This window comes from Paraburkholderia sediminicola (assembly GCF_046026675.1).
Lineage (GTDB): Bacteria > Pseudomonadota > Gammaproteobacteria > Burkholderiales > Burkholderiaceae > Paraburkholderia > Paraburkholderia sediminicola_F.
In genome coordinates, this window is record NZ_JAQQEY010000001.1 from 1067057 (window position 1) to 1088103 (window position 21047).

At 62.9% G+C, this 21047-nt stretch carries 18 protein-coding genes; 6 read left to right on the forward strand and 12 right to left on the reverse strand.

Annotated elements, in window-relative coordinates:
* Nucleotides 1–9 precede the first annotated feature (9 nt).
* Nucleotides 10–1134: an FUSC family protein gene (locus PQQ86_RS04640; protein WP_408265136.1), complete on the forward strand. Its 1125-nt coding sequence runs from the start codon at nt 10–12 to the stop codon at nt 1132–1134.
* 141 nt (nt 1135–1275) lie between these two features.
* Here PQQ86_RS04640 and PQQ86_RS04645 read toward each other — a convergent pair whose 3' ends face one another.
* The 5 genes from PQQ86_RS04645 to PQQ86_RS04665 all read right to left on the reverse strand — a co-directional run bounded on the left by PQQ86_RS04645 (nt 1276) and on the right by PQQ86_RS04665 (nt 6525).
* The gene (locus PQQ86_RS04645) at nt 1276–1695 is read right to left on the reverse strand and encodes a VOC family protein (protein ID WP_097391790.1); all 420 of its coding nucleotides are present in this window, start codon (nt 1693–1695) and stop codon (nt 1276–1278) included.
* A 271-nt stretch (nt 1696–1966) separates the two neighbouring features.
* The gene (gene tal / locus PQQ86_RS04650) at nt 1967–2920 is read right to left on the reverse strand and encodes a transaldolase (RefSeq protein ID WP_408265137.1); all 954 of its coding nucleotides are present in this window, start codon (nt 2918–2920) and stop codon (nt 1967–1969) included.
* Between the two features lie 246 nt (nt 2921–3166).
* A complete protein-coding gene (locus tag PQQ86_RS04655; RefSeq protein ID WP_408265138.1) occupies nt 3167–4387 on the reverse strand; it encodes a benzoate/H(+) symporter BenE family transporter in 1221 nt (406 codons plus the stop codon).
* Between the two features lie 44 nt (nt 4388–4431).
* The gene (locus PQQ86_RS04660) at nt 4432–5607 is read right to left on the reverse strand and encodes a vWA domain-containing protein (RefSeq protein WP_054035024.1); all 1176 of its coding nucleotides are present in this window, start codon (nt 5605–5607) and stop codon (nt 4432–4434) included.
* Nucleotides 5608–5682: 75 nt separating this feature from the next.
* Nucleotides 5683–6525, reverse strand: coding sequence for an AAA family ATPase (locus tag PQQ86_RS04665; RefSeq protein ID WP_325046466.1), 843 nt, complete (start codon nt 6523–6525; stop codon nt 5683–5685).
* Between the two features lie 424 nt (nt 6526–6949).
* On the opposite strand from PQQ86_RS04665, the gene PQQ86_RS04670 reads away from it, so the two are divergent.
* Both PQQ86_RS04670 and PQQ86_RS04675 read left to right on the forward strand, forming a co-directional pair.
* On the forward strand, nt 6950–7318 hold the full coding sequence (locus PQQ86_RS04670) for a c-type cytochrome (RefSeq protein ID WP_007175710.1): 369 nt from the start codon (nt 6950–6952) through the stop codon (nt 7316–7318).
* A 59-nt stretch (nt 7319–7377) separates the two neighbouring features.
* Nucleotides 7378–7761: a c-type cytochrome gene (locus tag PQQ86_RS04675; RefSeq protein WP_408265139.1), complete on the forward strand. Its 384-nt coding sequence runs from the start codon at nt 7378–7380 to the stop codon at nt 7759–7761.
* A gap of 140 nt (nt 7762–7901) precedes the next feature.
* Here PQQ86_RS04675 and PQQ86_RS04680 read toward each other — a convergent pair whose 3' ends face one another.
* The 3 genes from PQQ86_RS04680 to rsxB form a co-directional block, all read right to left on the reverse strand.
* On the reverse strand, nt 7902–8336 hold the full coding sequence (locus PQQ86_RS04680; protein ID WP_054035021.1) for a DUF1841 family protein: 435 nt from the start codon (nt 8334–8336) through the stop codon (nt 7902–7904).
* A 198-nt stretch (nt 8337–8534) separates the two neighbouring features.
* Nucleotides 8535–9179, reverse strand: coding sequence for an endonuclease III (nth, locus tag PQQ86_RS04685; RefSeq protein WP_408265140.1), 645 nt, complete (start codon nt 9177–9179; stop codon nt 8535–8537).
* A gap of 20 nt (nt 9180–9199) precedes the next feature.
* Nucleotides 9200–10048, reverse strand: coding sequence for an electron transport complex subunit RsxB (rsxB, locus tag PQQ86_RS04690; RefSeq protein ID WP_408265141.1), 849 nt, complete (start codon nt 10046–10048; stop codon nt 9200–9202).
* Between the two features lie 385 nt (nt 10049–10433).
* On the opposite strand from rsxB, the gene PQQ86_RS04695 reads away from it, so the two are divergent.
* Nucleotides 10434–11066, forward strand: coding sequence for a TetR/AcrR family transcriptional regulator (locus tag PQQ86_RS04695; protein ID WP_408265142.1), 633 nt, complete (start codon nt 10434–10436; stop codon nt 11064–11066).
* A 96-nt stretch (nt 11067–11162) separates the two neighbouring features.
* Here PQQ86_RS04695 and PQQ86_RS04700 read toward each other — a convergent pair whose 3' ends face one another.
* A complete protein-coding gene (locus PQQ86_RS04700) occupies nt 11163–12440 on the reverse strand; it encodes a polyhydroxyalkanoate depolymerase (RefSeq protein WP_097391798.1) in 1278 nt (425 codons plus the stop codon).
* Nucleotides 12441–12619: 179 nt separating this feature from the next.
* The gene (locus tag PQQ86_RS04705; protein WP_408265143.1) at nt 12620–14500 is read right to left on the reverse strand and encodes a glycoside hydrolase family 15 protein; all 1881 of its coding nucleotides are present in this window, start codon (nt 14498–14500) and stop codon (nt 12620–12622) included.
* 227 nt (nt 14501–14727) lie between these two features.
* Here PQQ86_RS04705 and PQQ86_RS04710 point away from each other — a divergent pair, with 227 nt between their 5' ends.
* Nucleotides 14728–14973: a hypothetical protein gene (locus tag PQQ86_RS04710; protein ID WP_054035019.1), complete on the forward strand. Its 246-nt coding sequence runs from the start codon at nt 14728–14730 to the stop codon at nt 14971–14973.
* A gap of 257 nt (nt 14974–15230) precedes the next feature.
* Here the strand turns inward: PQQ86_RS04710 and PQQ86_RS04715 are convergent, their stop codons facing one another.
* Nucleotides 15231–15383, reverse strand: coding sequence for a DUF3096 domain-containing protein (locus PQQ86_RS04715; protein ID WP_007175701.1), 153 nt, complete (start codon nt 15381–15383; stop codon nt 15231–15233).
* Nucleotides 15384–15626: 243 nt separating this feature from the next.
* On the opposite strand from PQQ86_RS04715, the gene PQQ86_RS04720 reads away from it, so the two are divergent.
* Entirely contained in the window at nt 15627–16922 is a 1296-nt protein-coding gene (locus PQQ86_RS04720; RefSeq protein ID WP_408265144.1) for a lactonase family protein, read from the forward strand.
* A 106-nt stretch (nt 16923–17028) separates the two neighbouring features.
* On the opposite strand, the gene PQQ86_RS04725 is transcribed toward PQQ86_RS04720, so the two are convergent.
* Entirely contained in the window at nt 17029–20964 is a 3936-nt protein-coding gene (locus PQQ86_RS04725; protein ID WP_408265145.1) for an FtsK/SpoIIIE family DNA translocase, read from the reverse strand.
* Between the last annotated feature and the right edge of the window lie 83 nt (nt 20965–21047).

Below are 21047 nucleotides of genomic sequence, written 5' to 3' on the forward strand. Positions count from 1 at the left end.
GCGCGAGCCATGGCTTCTGCCGATTCCCCCCGTGTCGTTGTCCGCCGCTCGGCCATCAGCCGCATGGTGCGAACGATCACGTCGCCGTACTACCGCTATCGCCACGCGAAGGTGCTGCATAGCCTGAGGGTCGGCGTTGCGATGCTGGTGTCGATTCTCGCAACTACCGGGATCGACATTCCCCACGGCATCTGGTCGTCGGTAACCCTGCTGGTGGTGATCGGCGGCTTGCAGCATCACGGCAACATCCGCAAGAAGGCCGCCGACCGGGCGGCGGGAACGCTGCTCGGCGCGGTGATTGGGCTTTTGCTCATCCTGACGCAGAATCTGACCGGGTCGCTGCCGCTCACCTATGTGCTGATGTCGATCGTCGCGGGGATCTGCGCGTGGTTCGCGATTGGATCGTCGGGGTACATCGGCCTGCTGACGGCGATCACGATGTGCATCGTCGCAGGTCATGGCGACAATCTGATCGACGTCGGTCTATGGCGCACGCTGAACGTGCTGATCGGCATTGTGATCGCGCTGGCATTTTCGTTCGCCTTGCCGCTTCACGCGACCTATTCGTGGCGCTATGGGATCGCCGACAATCTGCGCGACTGTGCGCGGATCTACACCCGTTTGCTGGAAGGCGAAACGATCAGCGAAGACGAACAGGTCAAACGCTTCCTCGCGATCAACAAGCGGCTGGTGCAGTTGCGCTCGCTGATGCCTTCGGTGGCGAAGGAGATCGACGTGCCGCAGGCCAGGCTCGAAGAGATCCAGCGCTTGCATCGTTCGGTGCTCAGTTCGCTGGAGTTGCTGGCGACCGGACCGCTGATGCGTGCCGACGCCGCGGCGCGCGCTGCGTATGCGCGGGAGTGCGGCGTCGAGGTGCACGCCGTGCGCGGCATGCTGTTGGCGATCGCGCGCGGGCTGCGCTTTGGCCGCGCGACGCACTTCGGCATTCCGGCTGCAACGCCGCTCACCGAGGTGTGCGGCGGCGCGGCGCTTGACTTGCCGCCCGATTTGCAAGGGCCGTATTGGCTCGGGCAGCGGCTTGCCGAACAGGTGGACCGGTTGCGCGCTTTGCTGCTGGAGACCGAGCCGAACTGGAACATCGAACGGCATTCGCGCAGTTTGTTGAATGTTTAGCTTTACACCTTGATCGGGTGAGCCGGTGTGGCGGCCTGACAGGCTGCGGCTACATACTGCACGGCTGCTGCATGGTTAGGGCGATCGCGTCCGCACACCACACCGCAGCCGCAACCGACGAAGCAGCCGCGCATGACGCGCTCAGGCATCCGGCAGCGTCACCATCCATGCGAGACCGAAGCGGTCTACCACCATCCCGAAGCCCTTGCTCCAGAAGGTGGCTTGCCACGGCATCGTCACCGAACCGCCGTCGGCCAGCGCGTTGAAATATTTTTCGCCCAACTCGGCGTTGTCAGCCGTCAGAGAGAGGCTGAAGCCGCTGAACGTGGCCGCAGGGTCGCAGTGGCCGTCGGACGCCATCCAGTTAGTCGAGCCGAGCTTGATCGTGGCGTGCATGATCTTTTCTTCCAGACCGGGCCGCGGTTGGTTCTCCGGGTCGGGGTTGGGCGGTGCGTCCTTGTAGCGCATCAGGAGCAACACTTCGGCGCCGAGCTTCTCGGTGTAATACTTGAGCGCTTCTTCACAGCGTCCGTTGAAAAATACGTAAGGCTGAACGTACATGATCGTCTCCCGGGATATGGGTCAGCGGCGCCGCGTTCCTTCGGCAAATGACGGCGAGGGAGCAGCGTGCAGACGATTGTAGTCGTCCGTTGGAGTCGCGACTGTGACTTTATCTCGTAAGGCGTTGAGGGGCGGGCAGGTGTCTGACGTGCGCCGGTAAACGGCACGCAGCCCTGAACCGGAAGGCTCAGGGCCGCGTATTGGACGACTTGCGCGGGACTACCTGCTCGGCCACATGTGCGACCGCGTATTCAAGCCGCGAAGGCTCGGCTTAACGCAGCGCTTCGATCAATTTTTCCAGCTTGACGGCGTCTGCTGCGAACGCGCGGATGCCTTCAGCGAGCTTTTCGGTCGCCATCGCTTCGTCGTTGACGAGGAAGCGGAACGACGATTCGTCGACCGGCACGCGTTCGATGTCCACGCCCTTGCCCATTTCAGGCGACAGCTTGCGCTCGACCTTCTCGGTGCTCTCCTGCAGCTTTTGCAGCAGATCCGGGCTGATGGTCAGCAGATCGCAGCCGGCCAGTTCCAGAACTTGACCCGGGGTGCGGAAGCTCGCGCCCATCACCTCGGTCTTGTAGCCGAACTTCTTGTAGTACGCGTAAATTCGGCGTACCGATTTGACGCCCGGATCGTTGGCGCCGCCGTCTTTCGCTTCGTCCCACGCGCTGCCGGCGTTCTTCTTGTACCAGTCGTAGATGCGGCCGACGAACGGCGAGATCAGTTGCGCGCCTGCTTCGGCACAGGCAGCGGCCTGCGCGAGCGAGAACAGCAGCGTCATGTTGCAGTGGATGCCTTCTTTTTGCAGCACTTCGGCGGCGCGGATGCCTTCCCAGGTGGAGGCCAGCTTGATCAGCACGCGTTCGCGGCCGATGCCGTGGTCTTTGTACAGGGCGATCAGCTCGCGGCCCTTGGCGATCGACGCTTCGGTGTCGAACGACAGGCGAGCATCCACTTCGGTCGACACGCGACCCGGGATGATCTTGAGAATTTCGGTGCCGAACGCGATCAGCAACTGGTCGATGATGGCGCCGATCGGCTTCGACGCATGCGCCTTCACGGTCTTTTCGAGCAGCGGCTTGTAGTCGTCTTTCTGGACGGCCTTCAGAATCAGCGACGGATTGGTGGTCGCGTCCTGCGGCTTGTACTGGGCAAGCTGCTGGAAGTCGCCGGTATCGGCCACGACGGTGGTGTATTGCTTGAGTTGGTCGAGTGCGGTTGTCATGTTCGAGCCTTCATGGCGCGCGTGCGCCGTGGTTCAGGAGAAATGAGATCGCCACCGGACGGAAAAGACAAACCGTTCCGGCGGTCGCGGGTCACGCTGCAGCGTTTGCCCGTCATGTTGCCGGGAATTTTGACGGAAAGCGCTGCCGGATGCTTCTATTCTATGGCGGATCGTCTGATGCAGTATTGACACTTGCCCCCGGCGATCCGTTCACAGGGATTTTGGGCGTCGATTTCCGCGGACGATTCAGGTGCGCCGGGCGTTCAGCACCAGTTGCGTCAGTATGCCCGCCACCAGCCCCCAGAACGCCGAGCCGATCGACAGCAGGGTGAGGCCGGAGGCCGTCACCATGAACGTCACCAGCGCCGCTTCGCGTTGCTTCAGATCCTGCATGGCGTTGGCAAGGCCGCTCATGATCGAGCCGAACAGCGCCAGCGCCGCAACGGAGACCACCAGCGCCTTCGGCAAGGCGGCAAACAGTGCGGCGATGGTTGCGCCGAAAATCCCGGCGATCAGATAGAAAATACCGCACCAGACTGCCGCGGTGTAACGCTTGTCGCGGTTTTCGTGCGCTTCGGGGCCGGTACAGATCGCCGCCGTGATCGCCGCAAGATTGATGCCGTGCGACCCGAACGGCGCGAGCAGCAGCGAGGCGATGCCCGTCGTCGAGATCAGTGGCGCGGAAGGCGTGGTGTAGCCGTCCGCGCGCAGCACGGCGATGCCCGGTACATTCTGCGAGGCCATCGCGACAACGAACAGCGGAATGCCGATGCTGATGGCCGCTGCGACCGAAAACGCCGGCATCGTGAACACCGGGTGCGCGAGCGCGATGTGAAAGCGGCTGAAGTCGAGCAACCCGAGCGCACCGGCGGCGATTGTGCCGACGATCAGCGTCGTCACGATCGCATAGCGCGGCGCGAGGCGTTTGACGATCAGGTAGGTGAAGAACATTGTCAATACGAGCGCAGTCTGGAACTGCGCGGCGCGGAAAATCTCGATGCCGATCTCGAACAGAATGCCCGCCAGCAAAGCGGAAGCGATGCCTGCCGGGATTTTCTTCATCAGCGTATCGAACCAGCCGGTCAGGCCGACCACCGTCAGCAACACCGCGCAGACGATAAACGCGCCGATCGCCTCAGGGTAGGTCACATGCGGCAGCGACGACACCAGCAGCGCCGCGCCGGGCGTCGACCAGGCAATCACGATCGGCGCGCGAAAGCGCAGTGAAAGGCCGATCGTGCAGACGGCCATGCCGATCGACAACGCCCAGATCCACGACGAAATCTGCGCATCGGTGAGATGGGCGGCCTGGCCGGCCTGGAACATCAGCACGAGCGAACTGGTGTAGCCCGTCATCATCGCGACGAAGCCGGCGACAAGGGTGGACAAAGACGTATCGGCAAACGGTCTGAGCGGCCCGGGGTGTACGTCGGCAGGGGACAAATCGGGCGATGAAGACGGACTCATGCAGAAGCTTTCTTATAGTTGGAGAAAAACGTGATCTGATCTGATTACTTGCTCAACATGCGCATCGCCGATTCGAGTCCGGCGAGGGTGAGCGGATACATGCGATGACCGAGCACTTCCCGGATCGCGCTGACCGACTGCCGGTACGCCCACAAACCTTCCGGTTCCGGATTGAGCCAGGCGTAATGCGGGAAATGATCGGCGAGGCGGCGCAGCCACACGGCGCCGGCTTCAGCGTTGTTGTATTCGACCGAGCCGCCCGGCTGCAGCACTTCGTACGGGCTCATGGTCGCGTCGCCGACGAAGATCAGCTTGTAGTCGGGCGTGAACTTGTGCAGCAGGTCCCACGTCGGCATGCGCTCGGCGTGACGGCGGCGATTGTTCTTCCACAGGAAGTCGTACACACAGTTGTGGAAGTAATAGAACTCGAGATGCTTGAATTCGGCCTTGGCGGCGGAAAAGAGCTCTTCGGTGCGCTTGATGTGATCGTCCATCGAGCCGCCCACGTCGAGCAGCATCAGCACTTTGACCTTGTTGTGCCGCTCCGGCACCATCTTCAGGTCGAGCCAGCCGGCGTTCGCCGCGGTGCTGCGGATCGTGTCGGGCAGATCGAGCTCTTCTGCCGCGCCCTCGCGGGCGAAACGGCGCAGGCGGCGCAGCGCGACCTTGATGTTGCGCGTGCCGATTTCAACCTGGTCGTCGTAATCGCGATAGGCGCGCGCTTCCCACACCTTCACTGCCGTGCGTTGACCCGCCGCGTCGCCGCCGATGCGCACGCCCTCAGGGTTGTAGCCGCCGTTGCCGAACGGCGAGGTGCCGCCCGTGCCTATCCATTTGTTGCCGCCTTCGTGGCGCTCTTTCTGTTCGTCGAACAGTTCCTTCAGGCGCTCCATCAGCTTGTCGAGGCCGCCCATCGCTTCGATCTGCGCTTTTTCTTCGGGCGACAAGTCGCGTTGCAGCTTCTTCTTCAGCCAGTCGAGCGGGACGTCGAAGGCGAGTTCCGAGGCTTGCGCGACGCCGTTGAAATACGCGCCGAACGCCTGGTCGAACTTGTCGAAATACTGCTCGTCCTTGACCAGCGTGATGCGTGCGAGATAGTAGAACTCGTCGAGCGACGGCGCGATCACATTGGCTTTGAGCGCCTCGAGCAGCGTCAGGTATTCCTTTACCGACACCGGCAGTTTGGCGGCGCGCAGCGAGTAGAAGAAGTCGATCAGCATGCTGTGTCCTCGGCGGCGGCGGATGGTCGGTGCGCCGCGCTCATCAACGGGTATTCGCGATCAATCAACGGTTAATCAGCGGTTGTTGCGGTTCATGAAGATCAGCCGCTCGAACAGGCTCACGTCCTGCTCGTTCTTCAGGAGCGCGCCGTGCAGCGGCGGGATGATCTGCTTCTGGTCGGACGAGCGCAGCGCTTCGGGCGGAATGTCCTCGGCAAGCAGCAGCTTCAGCCAGTCGAGCAGTTCCGACGTGGATGGTTTCTTCTTCAGACCGGCGACGTTGCGCAACTCGAAGAAGCTCTGCATCGCCGCGGCGAGCAGTTCCTTCTTGATGCCGGGGTAGTGCACCTCGACGATCTGCTGCATCGTCACCGGTTCGGGGAACTTGATGTAGTGGAAAAAGCAGCGGCGCAGGAACGCGTCGGGCAGCTCCTTCTCGTTGTTCGACGTGATGATCACGAGCGGGCGCTGTTTCGCGCGGATCAGCTCGTGGGTCTCGTACACGTAGAACTCCATGCGGTCGAGTTCGCGCAGCAGGTCGTTCGGGAATTCGATGTCGGCCTTGTCGATCTCGTCGATCAGGAGCACCGTTTGCTCCTCCGACTCGAACGCCTGCCACAACACACCCTTGACGATGTAGTTGCGGATGTCCTTGACCCGCTCGTCGCCGAGCTGCGAATCGCGCAGGCGCGACACCGCGTCGTACTCGTACAGGCCTTGTTGGGCCTTGGTGGTGGACTTGATATGCCATTGCAACAGCGGCATGCCGAGCGCGGCGGCGACCTCTTCGGCGAGCATGGTTTTGCCGGTGCCGGGTTCGCCCTTGATCAGCAACGGGCGCTTCAGCGTCATCGCGGCGTTGACCGCGAGCTTGAGGTCGTCGGTGGCGACGTATTGCGATGAGCCTTCAAAACGCATGGCGAGATGCTCTTTTTTGGGAAAAAACCCAGTATAAGTCAGAAGGCCTGTTGGGCTGAATCAGCCTGGCGTAAGGTGTCACCCGCGGTGTTGGACGCCGGTTCACGTCCGTACGCGGCGTTCGCGAGCAGTCCGTGCTCGCCCGGCGTGCCCGGTGGGCGGGCGCGCCGGGCGTCGTGGGCCGGGCGGGCGGCGCGCGGCGGACGGCACGAGGCCATGCGGAGCGGGCCCGGCGGAGCAAAATGGCGCCAGCCGCGGCTTTGCGGCGGCCGGATAAGCCTCTGACCCCGCGCGGTGGACGTTCGGCGCGGCGTCGCGGTACAATTAGCCCGATTTTTTTGGCCTACGTGGCTACCCATAAGAATAACGGCGCGGGCCGTTGCCTTTTCGGGCGCCCGTTTCCCCTCAAGCCAGGTTACATGCTATGAATAAATTCGTTGGCAAACACGTCGTGATCGCAGCGCTGTCGGTGCTCGCGGGCTATGCGGCCAGTGCGCAGGCAGCGGATGTCGTCGGCAACGCGAAGGCGGGCCAAGGCAAGGTCGCGATGTGTATTGGCTGCCACGGCATCCCTGAATACCGCACGGCTTACCCTGAGGTCTACCGCGTGCCCATGCTCGGCGGCCAGAATCAGGCGTACCTCGAGAACGCCCTGCATGGCTACAAGAAGGGCGACCGCCACTTCGAAACGATGCGCGCGATCACCGCGTCGCTGTCGGATCAGGACATCGCCGACATCGCTGCCTACTACGCAGCGCAAAATTCCTCTTCGAAGAGCAATCCCGACAAGTGATCGGCTTCGGTCATCCAGGCGGTCACTCGGCTATTTATATTCGCGGGATAGGAGAATTCATGAATAAGCCCCAACAGGCACTCCACACGGTGTTCAAGGCTGCATGCGCGTCGGCGGCAGTCATCGGTCTGATTGCTGCGAACGTCGCGCACGCCGCTGACGCCGGCAACGGCAAGGTGCTGGCCAACAACCACAACTGTGCGGCCTGCCACGGCGTCAACCTGAACAATCCGGTGAGCCCGGAATATCCGAAGCTCGCCGGTCAGCATTCCGACTACGTCTACTGGGCGCTGCGCCAGTACCAGATGGGCAACGGCAACCCGCACCTCGGTCGCAACAACGCAATCATGCAGGCGCAGGTGCAAAGCCTGTCGCCAAGCGACATGAAAGACATCGCGGCCTACATCGAATCGCTCGACGGCGCGCTGGTGCAGAAGAAGTAATCGCGCTGCGCTGCTTTTGCACGGTTTTCAGATTGAAACAACACCTCGCTTCGGCGGGGTGTTGTGCTTTTGGGGTTGGGGTTTGTGCGGGGGGCGGATTCGGTTAGCGTGCTAACGGTCGCTGAGTCGCCCGGGTTGCCTCAGTCCCGCGTCGCGCGCTGTTCGATGCGCTGCAAATACGCGTCCGTGTCCGGCGGGGTGCCGGTGCGCTGCGCTTCCCAGATGGTTTCGCCGAGGCAATCCATGATCGCGTGCTGCGCCTCGTGGGTCGAGCCGAGCCGGGCGGCAAGCCGCTCGTGCGCCGCGCGGATGCCCGGCGGCTGGTCGATCGACAGCTGTTCGGTGATCGCCAGATGCATCGACAGATGCAGGAACGGGTTGGTCTGGCCGCGTTCGGGCGAGTAGTCCTGAGCCTGGGCGGCTTCCGTGCTGGTGAGATCGGCGTGATATTCCGGATGCTCGACGATCCAGTCGGCGGCGATCGCTTCGAGCGGCGTCAGAATCTCGCCTTGACGCTGCTTGCGCCAGGTGTCGGTGAAAAATTGGCGGACTTCGTCGCGGCTGGGATTGAACATCGTGGGAACAGTGTATTGGGTGTGAGGCGGGTTGGAAGGGGGATTTTACGCCGAGGCAGGGTGGCTTGCTGGCGGCGCGGCAGTGGACCTGAGCGCAGCGGAGGCCGCGGGCGCACTGAGTGCGTGCCGCGTACGCGCCGGACAAACGCGCTACCGTGATGCGGCATCCGCTCGGGCGTGCGCCGAACGGTACCGCCCTCAAAGATCCGGCGGCGGCGTCTTGGGCCGGAATTCGCAGAGCGGCTCGATCACGCAGTGCCAGCATTCCGGACGGCGTGCTTTGCATACATAGCGGCCATGCAGAATCAGCCAATGGTGGGCATCCTGCTTGAATTCGGCGGGTGTGAATTTCTCCAGCGCCACTTCGACCGCGCGCACGTCTTTGCCAGGTGCGAGTCCGGTTCGATTCGCAACCCGAAAGATATGTGTATCGACAGCGATGGTCGGATGACCGAACGCGGTGTTCAGGATCACGTTCGCCGTTTTGCGGCCGACCCCCGGCAAGCTTTCGAGCGCTTCACGATCTTCCGGTACTTCGCCACCGTACTGGTCGAGCAGAATGCGGCAGGTTGCGATCACATTCTTCGCTTTGGTCCGATAAAGTCCAATCGTCCTGATGTAGCCGGCAACCCCTTCTTCGCCGAGGTCGAAGACCTTCTGCGGTGTGTTCGCGACCGGGAACATCTTGCGCATTGCCTTGTTTACCGACACGTCGGTGGCTTGCGCCGACAGCAGCACGGCAATCAGCAGTTCGAACGGTGTGGTGTACTCGAGCTCTGTCGTGGGGTGCGGGTTGAGACTCTGAAGCGTCTCGTAGATGGCGCGGCGTTTGTTCGCGTTCATGCGCAGCGTAGAGTTAGTGGTTAGCGTTTCGTTGGCGGAATTTCAGTGTTACCCCCGGTGTTACCCGCGGTATTGTCCGCAGCGAGTCCGAGACGGCGGCGGCGTGCTTCGGCGGCGTCGATCTGCGCCTGCACGTCGGCGCTGACGCGCTCGGTGTTCTGCGGACCTTGGCCCTTGGCGGCCAACTCTTCTTTCTTCTGGCGTGCACGTTCGAGCGCGGCCTGGATGATCGCGCGTTTCTTCGCTTCGGCGGAGTCCGCTGCGGGCGCGGCAGGTGTTGCCGCGGCACCGGTTTCCATCACCTGAGCGGGCGCGCTGCTGACCGCTCGCCGCGCTGCAGCACGCGCCTCGGCCGCTTCGCGTTCGCGTGCGAGACGGGCTTCACGCCGGTCGTGGCGCTCGCGCGCGGCGTTGGCTTGGGCTCGGCTCCAAGCGTCCCAACCAGTTGCTTCACCCGTGACCGGTGGCATCGCAATGCAGTCGACCGGGCAGGGGGGGACACACAGGTCGCAACCGGTACAGAGTTCGGTGATCACTGTGTGCATCTGCTTCGGTGCACCAACTATTGCATCGACCGGACAGGCCTGCATGCACAGCGTGCAGCCGATGCAAACTTGTTCGTCGATAACCGCCAACGGGCGTGGCCGTTCGACGCCGTTGGCGGAATTGAGCGGAATCACCGGCTTGCCAAGCAGTGCGGCGAGGCGAGCGATGCCTTCGGCGCCACCCGGCGGGCACTGGTTGTAGTTAGCTTCGCCGTGGGCGACGGCTTCGGCATACGGGCGGCATGCGGGATAGCCGCACTTCGTGCATTGCGTTTGGGGTAGCAGATATTCGATGCGATCTGCGAGTGTTCTGGAATCGGTCACGGTCACGACGTTGGGGCTTGCCTCGCGGCCGCACAGCTTGCCGAGCGCGGATTAGGGAAAACACGCGGCAGACCGGGGCAACACAAAAGCACTGCGAAAGCGCGCAAACACGCGCCAATATAGGCAAATACAGACACGAATAGAGGCGCGAATTTGTGCAACTGAGGTTGCAACTAAGCCCAAGCGCTGGGCTTGAACTAAATAGCACATTATCGCCGATTTCCCCAATTGCCATCCGCAATCCATGTGCCATAATCGAAGCGCTTTTTCGAAAGACCGCAGAAGGGTATTCCCCCAACCAGCCCGTTCAGTGCTGTCGGTGCAAGGCCCGAGGAGAGGCCGGCGGCGCGATCCGGATAACGCGGCTCACGAAGACGATGCCACCATGAATCAGCCGAAAATCAAAAGAGATCCTGAAGGCACGCGGCGCCGCATTCTGCTTGCGGCGGCCGAAGAGTTTGCAAATGGAGGGTTGTTCGGCGCGCGCGTCGATCAGATCGCCCGCCGCGCGGAAACTAATGAGCGCATGCTCTATTACTACTTCGGTAGCAAGGAGCAGCTTTTCACTGCGGTACTCGAGCATGCATTCAGCGCGCTCAATGAAGCGGAGCGAACGCTCGAACTGAACGGTATCGCACCGGTCGAGGCCGTCACACGTCTCGCGCATTTTGTTTGGGATTACTACCGCGATCATCCCGAGTTGCTGCGTCTCGTCAACAACGAGAATCTGCATGAGGCACGCTACATGCAGAAGTCGACGCGCATCCGCGAAATGATCTCACCGATCGTCGCTACGCTCGGCGGCATTCTTGAGCGGGGTCAACGCGCGGGGTTGTTTCGCACCAACGTCGATCCATTGCGCTTTTACGTGACGTTGTCCGGCATGGGCTACTACATCGTGTCGAACCGCTTCACGCTTGAAGCAACTCTCGGTCGCGATTTCAGCAGTGCGAGCGAACGCAGCGAAGTCGTCCAGATGAACACTGAGTTGCTGCTTGCGTATCTGTTGCGGAAGTAAGCCGCAGCGCGACCGCGCATCGACGGTATAAGAAGCGCCAGAAGCGACAACGGCCTCTGAAGAAGAGGCCGTTGCTTATCTCTGCGTGCGGGGTGCTCAGGCTTCGACTTTTTCCTTCGCTACCTTCGGCGCCTTGTTGTGCTCGAGGATGAAGTCGCGCAACTGCGGATAGATGATGGTGCGCCAGCGGCGGCCCGAGAAAATGCCGTAGTGGCCGCATTTTTCCGCGGTGAAGTGACGCTTGTTCTTCTCCGGAATGCCGCTGCACAACTCTTGCGCGGCGAATGTCTGACCGTCGCCGGAGATATCGTCCAGCTCGCCTTCGATCGTGAAGAGCGCGGTCTTCGTGATGTCCTGCGGGCGTACGCGCTCGCCGGCGACGTCCCACGTGCCTTCGGCCAGACTGAATTCCTGGAACACCACGCGGATCGTGTCGAGGTAATAGTCCGCGTCCATGTCGAGTACGGCGTTGTACTCGTCGTAGAAGCGGCGATGCGCTTCCGCGTCGTCTTCGTCACCGCGCAGCAGGCTCTGGTAGAAGTCCCAGTGCGAGGCTGCGTGGCGCTCAGGATTCATTGCCACGAAACCGGTGTGCTGCAAGAAGCCCGGGTAAACCTTGCGGCCCACGCCCGGATAGTTCGGCGGCACCGTGAAGATCACGTTGTTTTCGAACCATTCGTACGAGTGCTGCGTGGCGAGCGAGTTGACCGAGGTCGGGCTCTTACGCGCGTCGATCGGGCCGCCCATCATGGTCATGGTGCGCGGTGTGTCTTCGCCGCGGCTCGCCATCAGCGAAATGGCGGCGAGCACCGGGACGGTGGGCTGGCATACCGAGATCACATGCAGATTCTTCGCGCCGATGTGGCGGATGAATTCCTGGATGTAGGCGATGTAATCGTCGAGATGAAACTCGCCTTCTTCGAGCGGCACCATGCGTGCATCGATCCAGTCGGTCAGGTAGACCTTGTGGTCTTGCAGCAACGTGCGCACGGTATCGCGCAGCAGCGTAGCGTGGTGGCCGGACAACGGTGCGCACACCAGCACGACCGGCTCATCTTTCAATTGGGTAACAGCGTCGCTGTCGTCCGCGAAACGCTTGAAGCGCATCAGGCGGCAAAACGGCTTTTCGATGATCGTTTGTTCGATGATCGGAATGTTATGACCGTCTTTGACAATCTGATGAAGATTGAACTCAGGCTTTTCGTAATCTTTGCCAAGCCGGTAGAGCAGTTCGTAACCGGCTGAGAGGCGTGTGGCACCGGGCACATAGGCCAACGGGCTGGCGGGATTCGCGAACGATTTCGACGCGGCCTGGGCCCAGGCAGTGAGGGGGCTCAACATCGCCCGCTGGAATTCGTGCAATTGGTAGAGCATGGGTGCTCCGTTTAAGCGGTTCGCATGGGGCTTGGCAAACACGCGTGTGGCGTTGCGGCAGGCCGTATTGGTTGTAGGCGCATTGATTTTCGGCCAACAGTCTGCCGGATCATACTGAACAAAGCGTACTTGTGCAATGCAGCAATTTGCGCGCGGGCTGCGCGCAAACTGTCATTAAATCATGGTACTGACGATGCTGCCGCGCCGCTATCGGGGGTTGCCGCAGCCTCAAGTTCCTCAGCCAGCGTGCCGATATGGGGTGGCTGCCCGGTCGCCTGAGCCATGGCCTGTTCGTGCTTCATCAGGTTCAGGCCGGTGTGCACCAGCGCCACATGGGAAAATGCTTGCGGAAAATTACCGACCAGGCGTTTCGCGGCCGGATCGTACTCTTCCGCCAGCAAACCGACGTCATTGCAGAGGCCGAGCAGCCGTTCGTACATCGCGACGGCTTCGTCGATGCGGCCTTGCAGCGCCAGGTTGTCCACCATCCAGAACGAGCACGCGAGGAAGGTGCCTTCGCCTGGCGGCAGACCGTCGTCGTATTCAGTGGTGCGGTAGCGCATCACGAAGCCGTCGCGCATCAAGTCCCTTTCGATCGCCGCCACCGTGCCCTTGACGCGCGGATCCGTCGGCGGGAGGAAGCCGACCAGCGGCATCAGCAGCACGCTCGCATCGAGCTGATCGCTGCCGTAGCACTGCGAGAACGCGTTGAGCGCCGGATTCCATGCCTTCGCGCAGACTTCCGCGTGGATTGTCGCTCGGGTTGCCCGCCATTCATCGAGTGGGCCTTCCAGCTTGAACATTTCGGCGGACCGGATAGCGCGGTCGTAGGCGACCCATGCCATCACCTTGGAGAAGGTGAAGTGCTGGCGGCCGCCGCGCGTTTCCCAGATGCCTTCGTCCGGCTCTTCCCAGATCGTGTCGAGATGGCTGAGCAACGCGCGCTGCACGTTCCATGCGGTGTCGTCCGCCTGCAGGCCGCCGACGCGCGCGAGATGCAGCGCGTTCATGACTTCGCCGTAGACGTCGAGCTGGCGCTGTCCGACCGCGTTGTTGCCGATCCGCACGGGTTTGGCATCCTGATAGCCCGGCAGCCAGTCGATCTCGAATTCGGGAAGGCGCCGCTCGCCGGCGATCCCGTACATGATCTGCAACTGATCCGGCGCGCCGGCCATCACGCGGCCGAGCCAGGTGCGCCACGCGCGCGCTTCGTCGTAATAGCCGCCGCGCATCATGGCGAGCAGCGTGATGGTGGCGTCGCGCAACCAGCAGTAGCGGTAGTCCCAGTTGCGCGTGCCGCCCAACTGTTCCGGCAGCGACGTGGTGGGCGCGGCGACGATGCCGCCGGTCGGCTCGTACGCAAGTGCCTTCAGCGTAATCAGCGAGCGGCGGATCTGCGCGGCCCATTTGCCTTCGACCGTGCTGCGCGCCGACCATTCGAGCCAATGATTCTCGGTGCGGGCGAGCGACGTGTGCGGATCGCGGCCTGGCGGAATGCGCAGATGCGAAGCCGCATAGGCCAGCGAAAACGGCACGCGCTCGCCTTCGCTCACGGTGAACTCCGCGACAGTCTTCATGTTTTCGCCGCGCAACTCGACCGGCGTACGCAGCACCGCAGTGTCCGGGCCGACGATCGCCTTGATGCCGCTGTCGTGCTTCAGGCGATCCACCCACGGAATCGAAAAACCGTAGTCGAAGCGCAGCACCAGTTCCATCTGCATGCGCACCGTGCCGCGTTTGCCGACGACGATCCGCACCATCTCCGACCAGCCGTTGCCCGGCGGCATGAAGTCGATCAGCGTGACCGCGCCTTCGGGCGTTTCGAAATCGGTTTCCAGAACCAGCGTCTCGCCGCGATAACGGCGCGTGATCGTGGGCGGTGTGTCGGAGACTGGCGAAATCAGCCAGCGGCCGTTGTCGGGTGTGCCGAGCAGGGCGGCGAAGCACGCGCCGGAGTCGAAGCGCGGCCAGCAGAGCCAGTCGATCGAACCCTCGCGGGAGACGAGCGCGGCCGTGTGGCCGTCGCCGATAAGCGCATAGTCTTCGATGAGTGCGGGCATGGAGGAGCGTGTCTGTTTTATGCGAGGCGAAGGCCGCCGCGCTGGGGTCATTGTGTTACCGGACTCGCGCGATGCGTTTTGGTTCAGCGCGCAATGCGGCAAAACGCGAGTTGGTAATTGTCAAATCACTGCCTACAATCGGATTTCAAGCCGATGCGCGGAGCCCTCCGGATCATGCAGCGGCCTTGCCCCGGCGAATGCAGACGCCGTTTTCGAGGATCCAAGCGATGCTGAACCCGTCGAAATCCGATTGCATCACAATTCTCTCCGCCGCCAGCGAACTTGCTGACGATTCGATGTTGCCGCTCGAACATGGCCGGCTGGGCCTGAGCCGCAACGGAATGCTGGCTGCGGCGGCCTTTCTGATCGAACGGGCCTGCTTCCGCCGTCATCAGGAAGGTGACGGCCATTATGCCGTCGGCGGATTGTCGTTGCAGGGGCGTTTGCGACTGGACCAGCTTTCGAACGGCTGACCGTTTCTGCGTTTCTCCATTGCGCCGGCGCGCGCCATGCGGCTGTCCGCCGTCGTGTTGCATCTGGCGCATGGCGTCCGATGCGAATCTGTCGCGCCCGTACCGCTTCGCTGTGCGACGTGTTGTGTTGCCGCGGCCGCCATCAATACGCGCGCCCCATCCCGCACCGGTCTTCCTTTCGTGCGAGACATTTCCGGGCCGGCACTGCGCCCGGTCGTGCGTCCCTTCTTGCAGCTTCCGTGGCTGACTGTTGTCGCCTAGAAGTGCGACGACCCCACGCCGAAGATCCCAATGATGCCGATGATAATCAGATAGAGCGCGACGATGTAGTTCAACAGGCGCGGCATGACAAGAATCAGAATACCGGCGATCAACGAAACCAGCGGGCCCAGGCTGAGTGTGACGTTCATGAAAACTCCGTAGTGTGGGATGGGTGAGACGCGGTTGAAAAAACGCCCCGTCAGGCGGGACAATTGCTACACATACGCCGCGCAGGCCAGTCAGCTGAACGCGGCCCAGCCTGCGCGGCCCGCCGGATTCGCTGCATGATCCGGCGCAACGCTTTTATACTTGCCTCGATAAAACAATTCGACCGATGGCGCGGCAGACCAGAGACACCATTACAACCGGATAACCGATGTCCAGGAGGTCATATGCTTCGTAGTCACCGTGCCGCAGTGCGTGCCGTCTCAAGCTCTTCTTTGCCTTCTGCTGCTCAATCCACTTCATGGCGCGGCGGGCGGCCAGCTCCTCTGCGCTCCGCCCGCTCGATAATAAAAGGTTTCGTGCTCATGGTCTCGATTGTTGCTTCGCATGCGTTTGCGCAAGATTCCGGCCCGGCTCCCGCCGATGGCGTCTATGACATGCTGGTCGGCACTTACACGGGTGGCAAGAGCGAAGGGCTATACGTTTATCGCTTCGACACGAAGACGGGCGAAGCGACCCGCGTGTCGGTCGCGCAGACGGTCAATCCGTCGTATCTGGTGGTGAGCCGTGACCGGCGCTTTGTCTATGCGGTCAACGAATTGCCCGGCGACAACGGCCCGGCCACGCAGCGCGGCGGCATCAGCGCGTTTCGCTTCGATGCCGCGAGCGGCCAGCTGAGCTTTCTCAACAAGGTCTCGTCGGACGGCAATGACCCGTGCTATCTGAGCCTGTCGCCGGACGGCAAATATCTGCTGACCGCGAACTACTCGGTGGCGGCCGATCCGGGCGGCAGCTTCGCTGTGTTCCCGTTGCAGGCGGATGGCCAGGTGGGGGCGTCGGTGCTCACGGTGCATCATGAAGGCGGCGGTCCTGTGAAGGGACGTCAGGACAATTCGCACGTTCACTCCACCGTGTTCTCGCCGGACGGTCACTACCTGTTCGCTCAGGACCTGGGCGCTGACAAGCTGTACTCGTACCGCTACACGCCGGACGGCAGCCGCGGCCTGTTCGGCCCGACCGATTGGCGCTACACCCAGGAAAAAGCAGGCACGGGCCCGCGTCACCTGGTGTTCGGCGCGGACGGCAAGCATGCCTATCTGACGAGCGAACTGGCCGCTACGGTCAGCACCTTCAACTACGCCGACGGCAAGCTCACGCAGGTGCAAACGAGTTCGCTGGTCGAGCCCGGCTTCAAGGGCGCGGTAGGCGCTGCGGCCATCCACTTGTCGCCGGACGGACGTTTCCTGTACGCCACCAATCGCGGCGATGCGAACGAGATCGTGATCTTCTCGGTCGATCCGGCCAACGGTCATCTGAAGAAGATCGGGCACCAGTCGAGCCTCGGCAAGTCGCCGCGCGAATTCGCGATCGACCCGACCGGCAACTGGTTGATCGTCGGTAATCAGAACAGCGGCACGGTGTATGTGTTCAAGCGCGATCAGCAGAGCGGATTGCTCGAAGCGAATCCGAAGCGTATCGAGATCGATTCGCCGGTGGACTTCAAGCTGGTGTCGCCGTCGTGAGGTGGGGTTGCTGGTGATCTGAATCCGCGCGTTGCATAAAAAAACGGGTCGCTTCGGGCGACCCGTTTTTTTCCGGCTTTTGTTGGCGGCGACCGGCCCGTCCCGCTTATTCTGCTGGTCCCGGCGCGAGCACTTCACGACTGCCGTTGATGCCCATCGCAGACACCAGGCCCGCCGTCTCCATCTGCTCGACGAGGCGCGCCGCGCGGTTATAGCCAATGCGCAATTGACGCTGCACCGACGAGATCGACGCGCGCCGCGTCCGTACCACGAAGGCAACGGCTTCGTCGTAAAGCGGATCGGCTTCGGCATCCGGCGTGTCGCCGAACAGGTCGGGCGAGGCACCTTCAGTGGCCGGGCCGTCGAGAATGCCTTCCTCGTATTGCGGTTCGCCGAACTGCTTCAGATACTCGACGATCCGGTGCACTTCCTCGTCGGCGACGAACGCGCCGTGCACGCGCTGCGGGTAGCCCGTGCCCGGCGGCAGGAACAGCATGTCGCCCTGGCCGAGCAGCGACTCGGCGCCCATCTGATCGAGAATCGTGCGCGAGTCGATCTTCGACGACACCTGGAACGCCACGCGCGTCGGAATGTTCGCCTTGATGAGGCCGGTGATCACGTCCACCGACGGACGCTGCGTCGCCAGAATCAGGTGAATGCCGGCGGCGCGCGCCTTCTGCGCGAGGCGCGCGATCAGTTCTTCGATCTTCTTGCCGGCGACCATCATCAGGTCGGCCAGCTCGTCGATCACCACCACAATCAACGGCAGCGGCGCGAGCGGTTCGGGCGCTTCCGGCGTCAGCGAGAACGGGTTGCCGAGCTTCTTGCCCTTGGCTTCCGTATCGCGGATCTTCTGGTTGAAGCCGGGCAAGTTGCGCACGCCGACCGCGGACATCAGGCGGTAGCGCTTCTCCATTTCGCCGACACACCAGTTCAGCGCGTTGGCCGCCAGCTTCATATCGGTCACGACCGGCGCGAGCAGATGCGGAATGCCTTCGTACACCGACAGTTCGAGCATCTTCGGGTCGATCATGATGAGCCGGACTTCTTCGGGCGTCGCCTTGTAGAGCAGCGAGCAGATCATCGCGTTGATCGCCACCGATTTGCCCGAACCCGTTGTGCCCGCAACCAGCATGTGCGGCGCCTTCGCCAGGTCGGCGACCACCGGATGGCCGGTAATGTCCTTGCCCATCGCCAGCGTCAATTGCGAATGCGAGTTCTGGTAGACGCTTGCTTCGAGGATTTCGGACAGGCGGATCGTCTGCCGCTTGGCATTCGGCAACTCGAGACCCATGCAGGTCTTGCCGGGAATCGTCTCGACCACGCGAATCGATGTCAGACCGAGGCCGCGCGACAAGTCCTTCATCAGGCCGACGATCTGACTGCCGCGCACGCCGAGCGCCGGCTCGACTTCGAAGCGCGTGATGACCGGGCCGGCCGAATGGCCGACCACAGTGACCGGTACCTTGAACTCCTGCAGACGCTGCTCGATCAGCAGGCCGGTTTCGATGAGCTTTTCTTCTGAAACCGGTTCGACGTCGGTGTCGGCACGCGCGAGCAGATCGAGCGTCGGCAACTCGACCATCGATGCCGCGGGCGCGCGGAATTCGAAGCCGTTGGCGGGGGTGTGGCCGCGCAGCGGTGTGCGCTGGGTTGCGGGTTCGGTGGGTTCTGCGGGCTCCGCAGGGTCGGTGCGCTCGGTCGAGGGTTCGATTGCGAGGTGAGCTGCAGATAGTTCGGTTTGGTTGGTGGGAATGCCCGGCGTGGCTGTTGCCCCTAGTGCTGCATGTGCTGGCGATGCTCCCGGTACGCTCGGCGCGTAAGCCATCCCGTTGGCGGCTTCTTCGACGATTGCGGCAGAGGCCACCGGGGCGGCCTGAACTGCGAAACTCGGGAAACGAACTACGTTCGACGCGTGCGACGTGGTGCTTTGTGGCTCTACTGCGGCGACGATGGTCGAAGCGTCCGAGGCGGCTGACGAGTTCAAATCGTCGGCTACATCCAATGTTTCCAATACGTCCAATACGTCCGGTATATCCGATAGGGCAGGGGCATCCGTCATTTCCGCGTCGACTGACGCGACAGCACCGATTCTGGTTTCCCAGGGCGCGAGCGGTTTATCGACGACGACTTCGGCAATCGGCTCGGGCGTCGCAGTGTGCGCTTGCGTCGGTTCGTCTTCGACGAACGGCGGCACGTCTGTTTGCGCGTCACTGGCTTCCAACTCGGCTGCGAAGATTTGAAACGGCGTGGGCGTGGGTACCGGCGCAGCATACTGCGTGGCTGGTGCTTCTGCCGAAGCCACGGTTTTGGCTGGTGCCTCCACTCGTACTGATGCCGATGCCTCCGCCGGTGCCAATGCGGATGCCAACGTGTGTGCCGCAACCAACGGCGCAGGGATAACCGGCGGCTCAATCGGCCATTGCACGACAGGCTCAGTATCTTCCTCGACCGGCACTTCCGAAGCGGCTTCGATTCGCGGCGTTTCGACGCGCGATTGCGTCGCTGTACGGTGGTCCGGCGCGGCCTCGGCTACGTCCTGCAAAGGCGCGCTTACATCCACCGCGGCCATTTCAACTTCGTTCGCATGTGACGACGAAGCCACGTCCGATTGCCAAGCCTCGACGGGAGGCTCGGTACCCCTCGGCGTCTCCGGAGTCGTCGTGACAATGGCATTTTCCGCGCTGCTGCTGCGCGCGAGGCTGACGCCGGCGATGTCGGTCCAGCGCGCAGCGTTTTCCGCGATGCTGCGAAGCGTCTCCTGGACGCTGGCGGGCGGCGTGACCTTCTGCGCTGTCGCCATCGGCCGGGTATAGCTCGGGGTCGGCTTGCTGAACGCAGCCGGACTCCGCGTTGTCTGCGCCGGCGCGGTGTTGGTGTCCGCGCGCGGAGCGGGCGAGAACGACTGCTGGGCAGCTGTCGGGCGACTTCCCGAAGATCCTGCATTGGCAGCTGAACCCGGCACCTTCGACGGACGGTCTTCGCCAGCCGAGGCGCTCGCTGCCGAACCCGACACCATCCGTGCTGCCGCCATGGTGGGTGCCGTTTGCGCTGCAGCAGCCGACGCAGCGACCGCACCCGCGAAACCCGCCACACCCACGCCAGCCCCCGACGATCCCACCGGACGTTGCTCGCCAGCGGAACGCCGACCAACCTGCGATGCGCCATCGCGAACCGGAGTCGTTGTCATCCCTGATCCCGCTGTCGACCCGGCTGCAGATGCGGGCGCACGCGGCGCCGTTGCCGACTCCCGCAACCATCCGGCCGGCGCGACCGGTTCAGCCGGCATCCATGCAGTCCTGTCCGCGTTCTGCAAGTGTGCCGGCGTCGTCTGCGCCGGCACTTGCCGGGGCACCTGGCGCGATGGTGTCGCGGCGGACGTGCGTAGCACCGGCTCCGCCTGCGTGGGTTGGCTACGCGGCTTCACTGCGCCGGCGCGCCAGTTCGCCCCGGCGCCACGCGCCGCTGCGTCCCTGGCCGCGGCCGCACCAGCAGCACCGGCAGCACCGGCAGCCGCGCTGCGGCCGTTCGCCGGCGGCCGCCAGACGGTCGGGCGCGCATAACGTCCATTGCTTTTGGGCGCCATCGTATTGGTCGACGTCGACATGTGCGCCGGCAAACCGTCATCGACGCTGCGGTGGCGGCGCGCTTCCTCGTCGCGTTTGGCGAGTCCGCGGGACAGGCCGAGGCCGAATGCACCGTCGGCCCATACGGCGACGTCGCGCCAGCGGAAGTCGATCAGCCAGGGCAGGCTGATCAGGAGCAGGGCAAGCGCCGCGAGCGGCGTGCCGATATGGCCGAGCAGATGGCCGAAGCCCGCCGCCAGCGCACGGCCGAAGCCATTCACGCCGGCCAGGCCGATCAGCGACGCCTCCAGCGTGCAGCTTGCCACCATGACGCAGACGAAGCCGAGCCAAAGTCGGATCGTGCCGGGGCCGCGCAAACCTGCGCCGCCCGGCAGCACCGACTTCACGAGGCGCCAGAAAAGAGGAATGAACCAGACGGCCGACCCGCCGAACCAGCCGAAAACTACCGTGTGCATACTAGACATCAACGAATGACGGACGCGCAAGAACGCAATCCGTCGAGTTTAACCGGCGAAGCCCGATGCTTCGAAGGCAGACG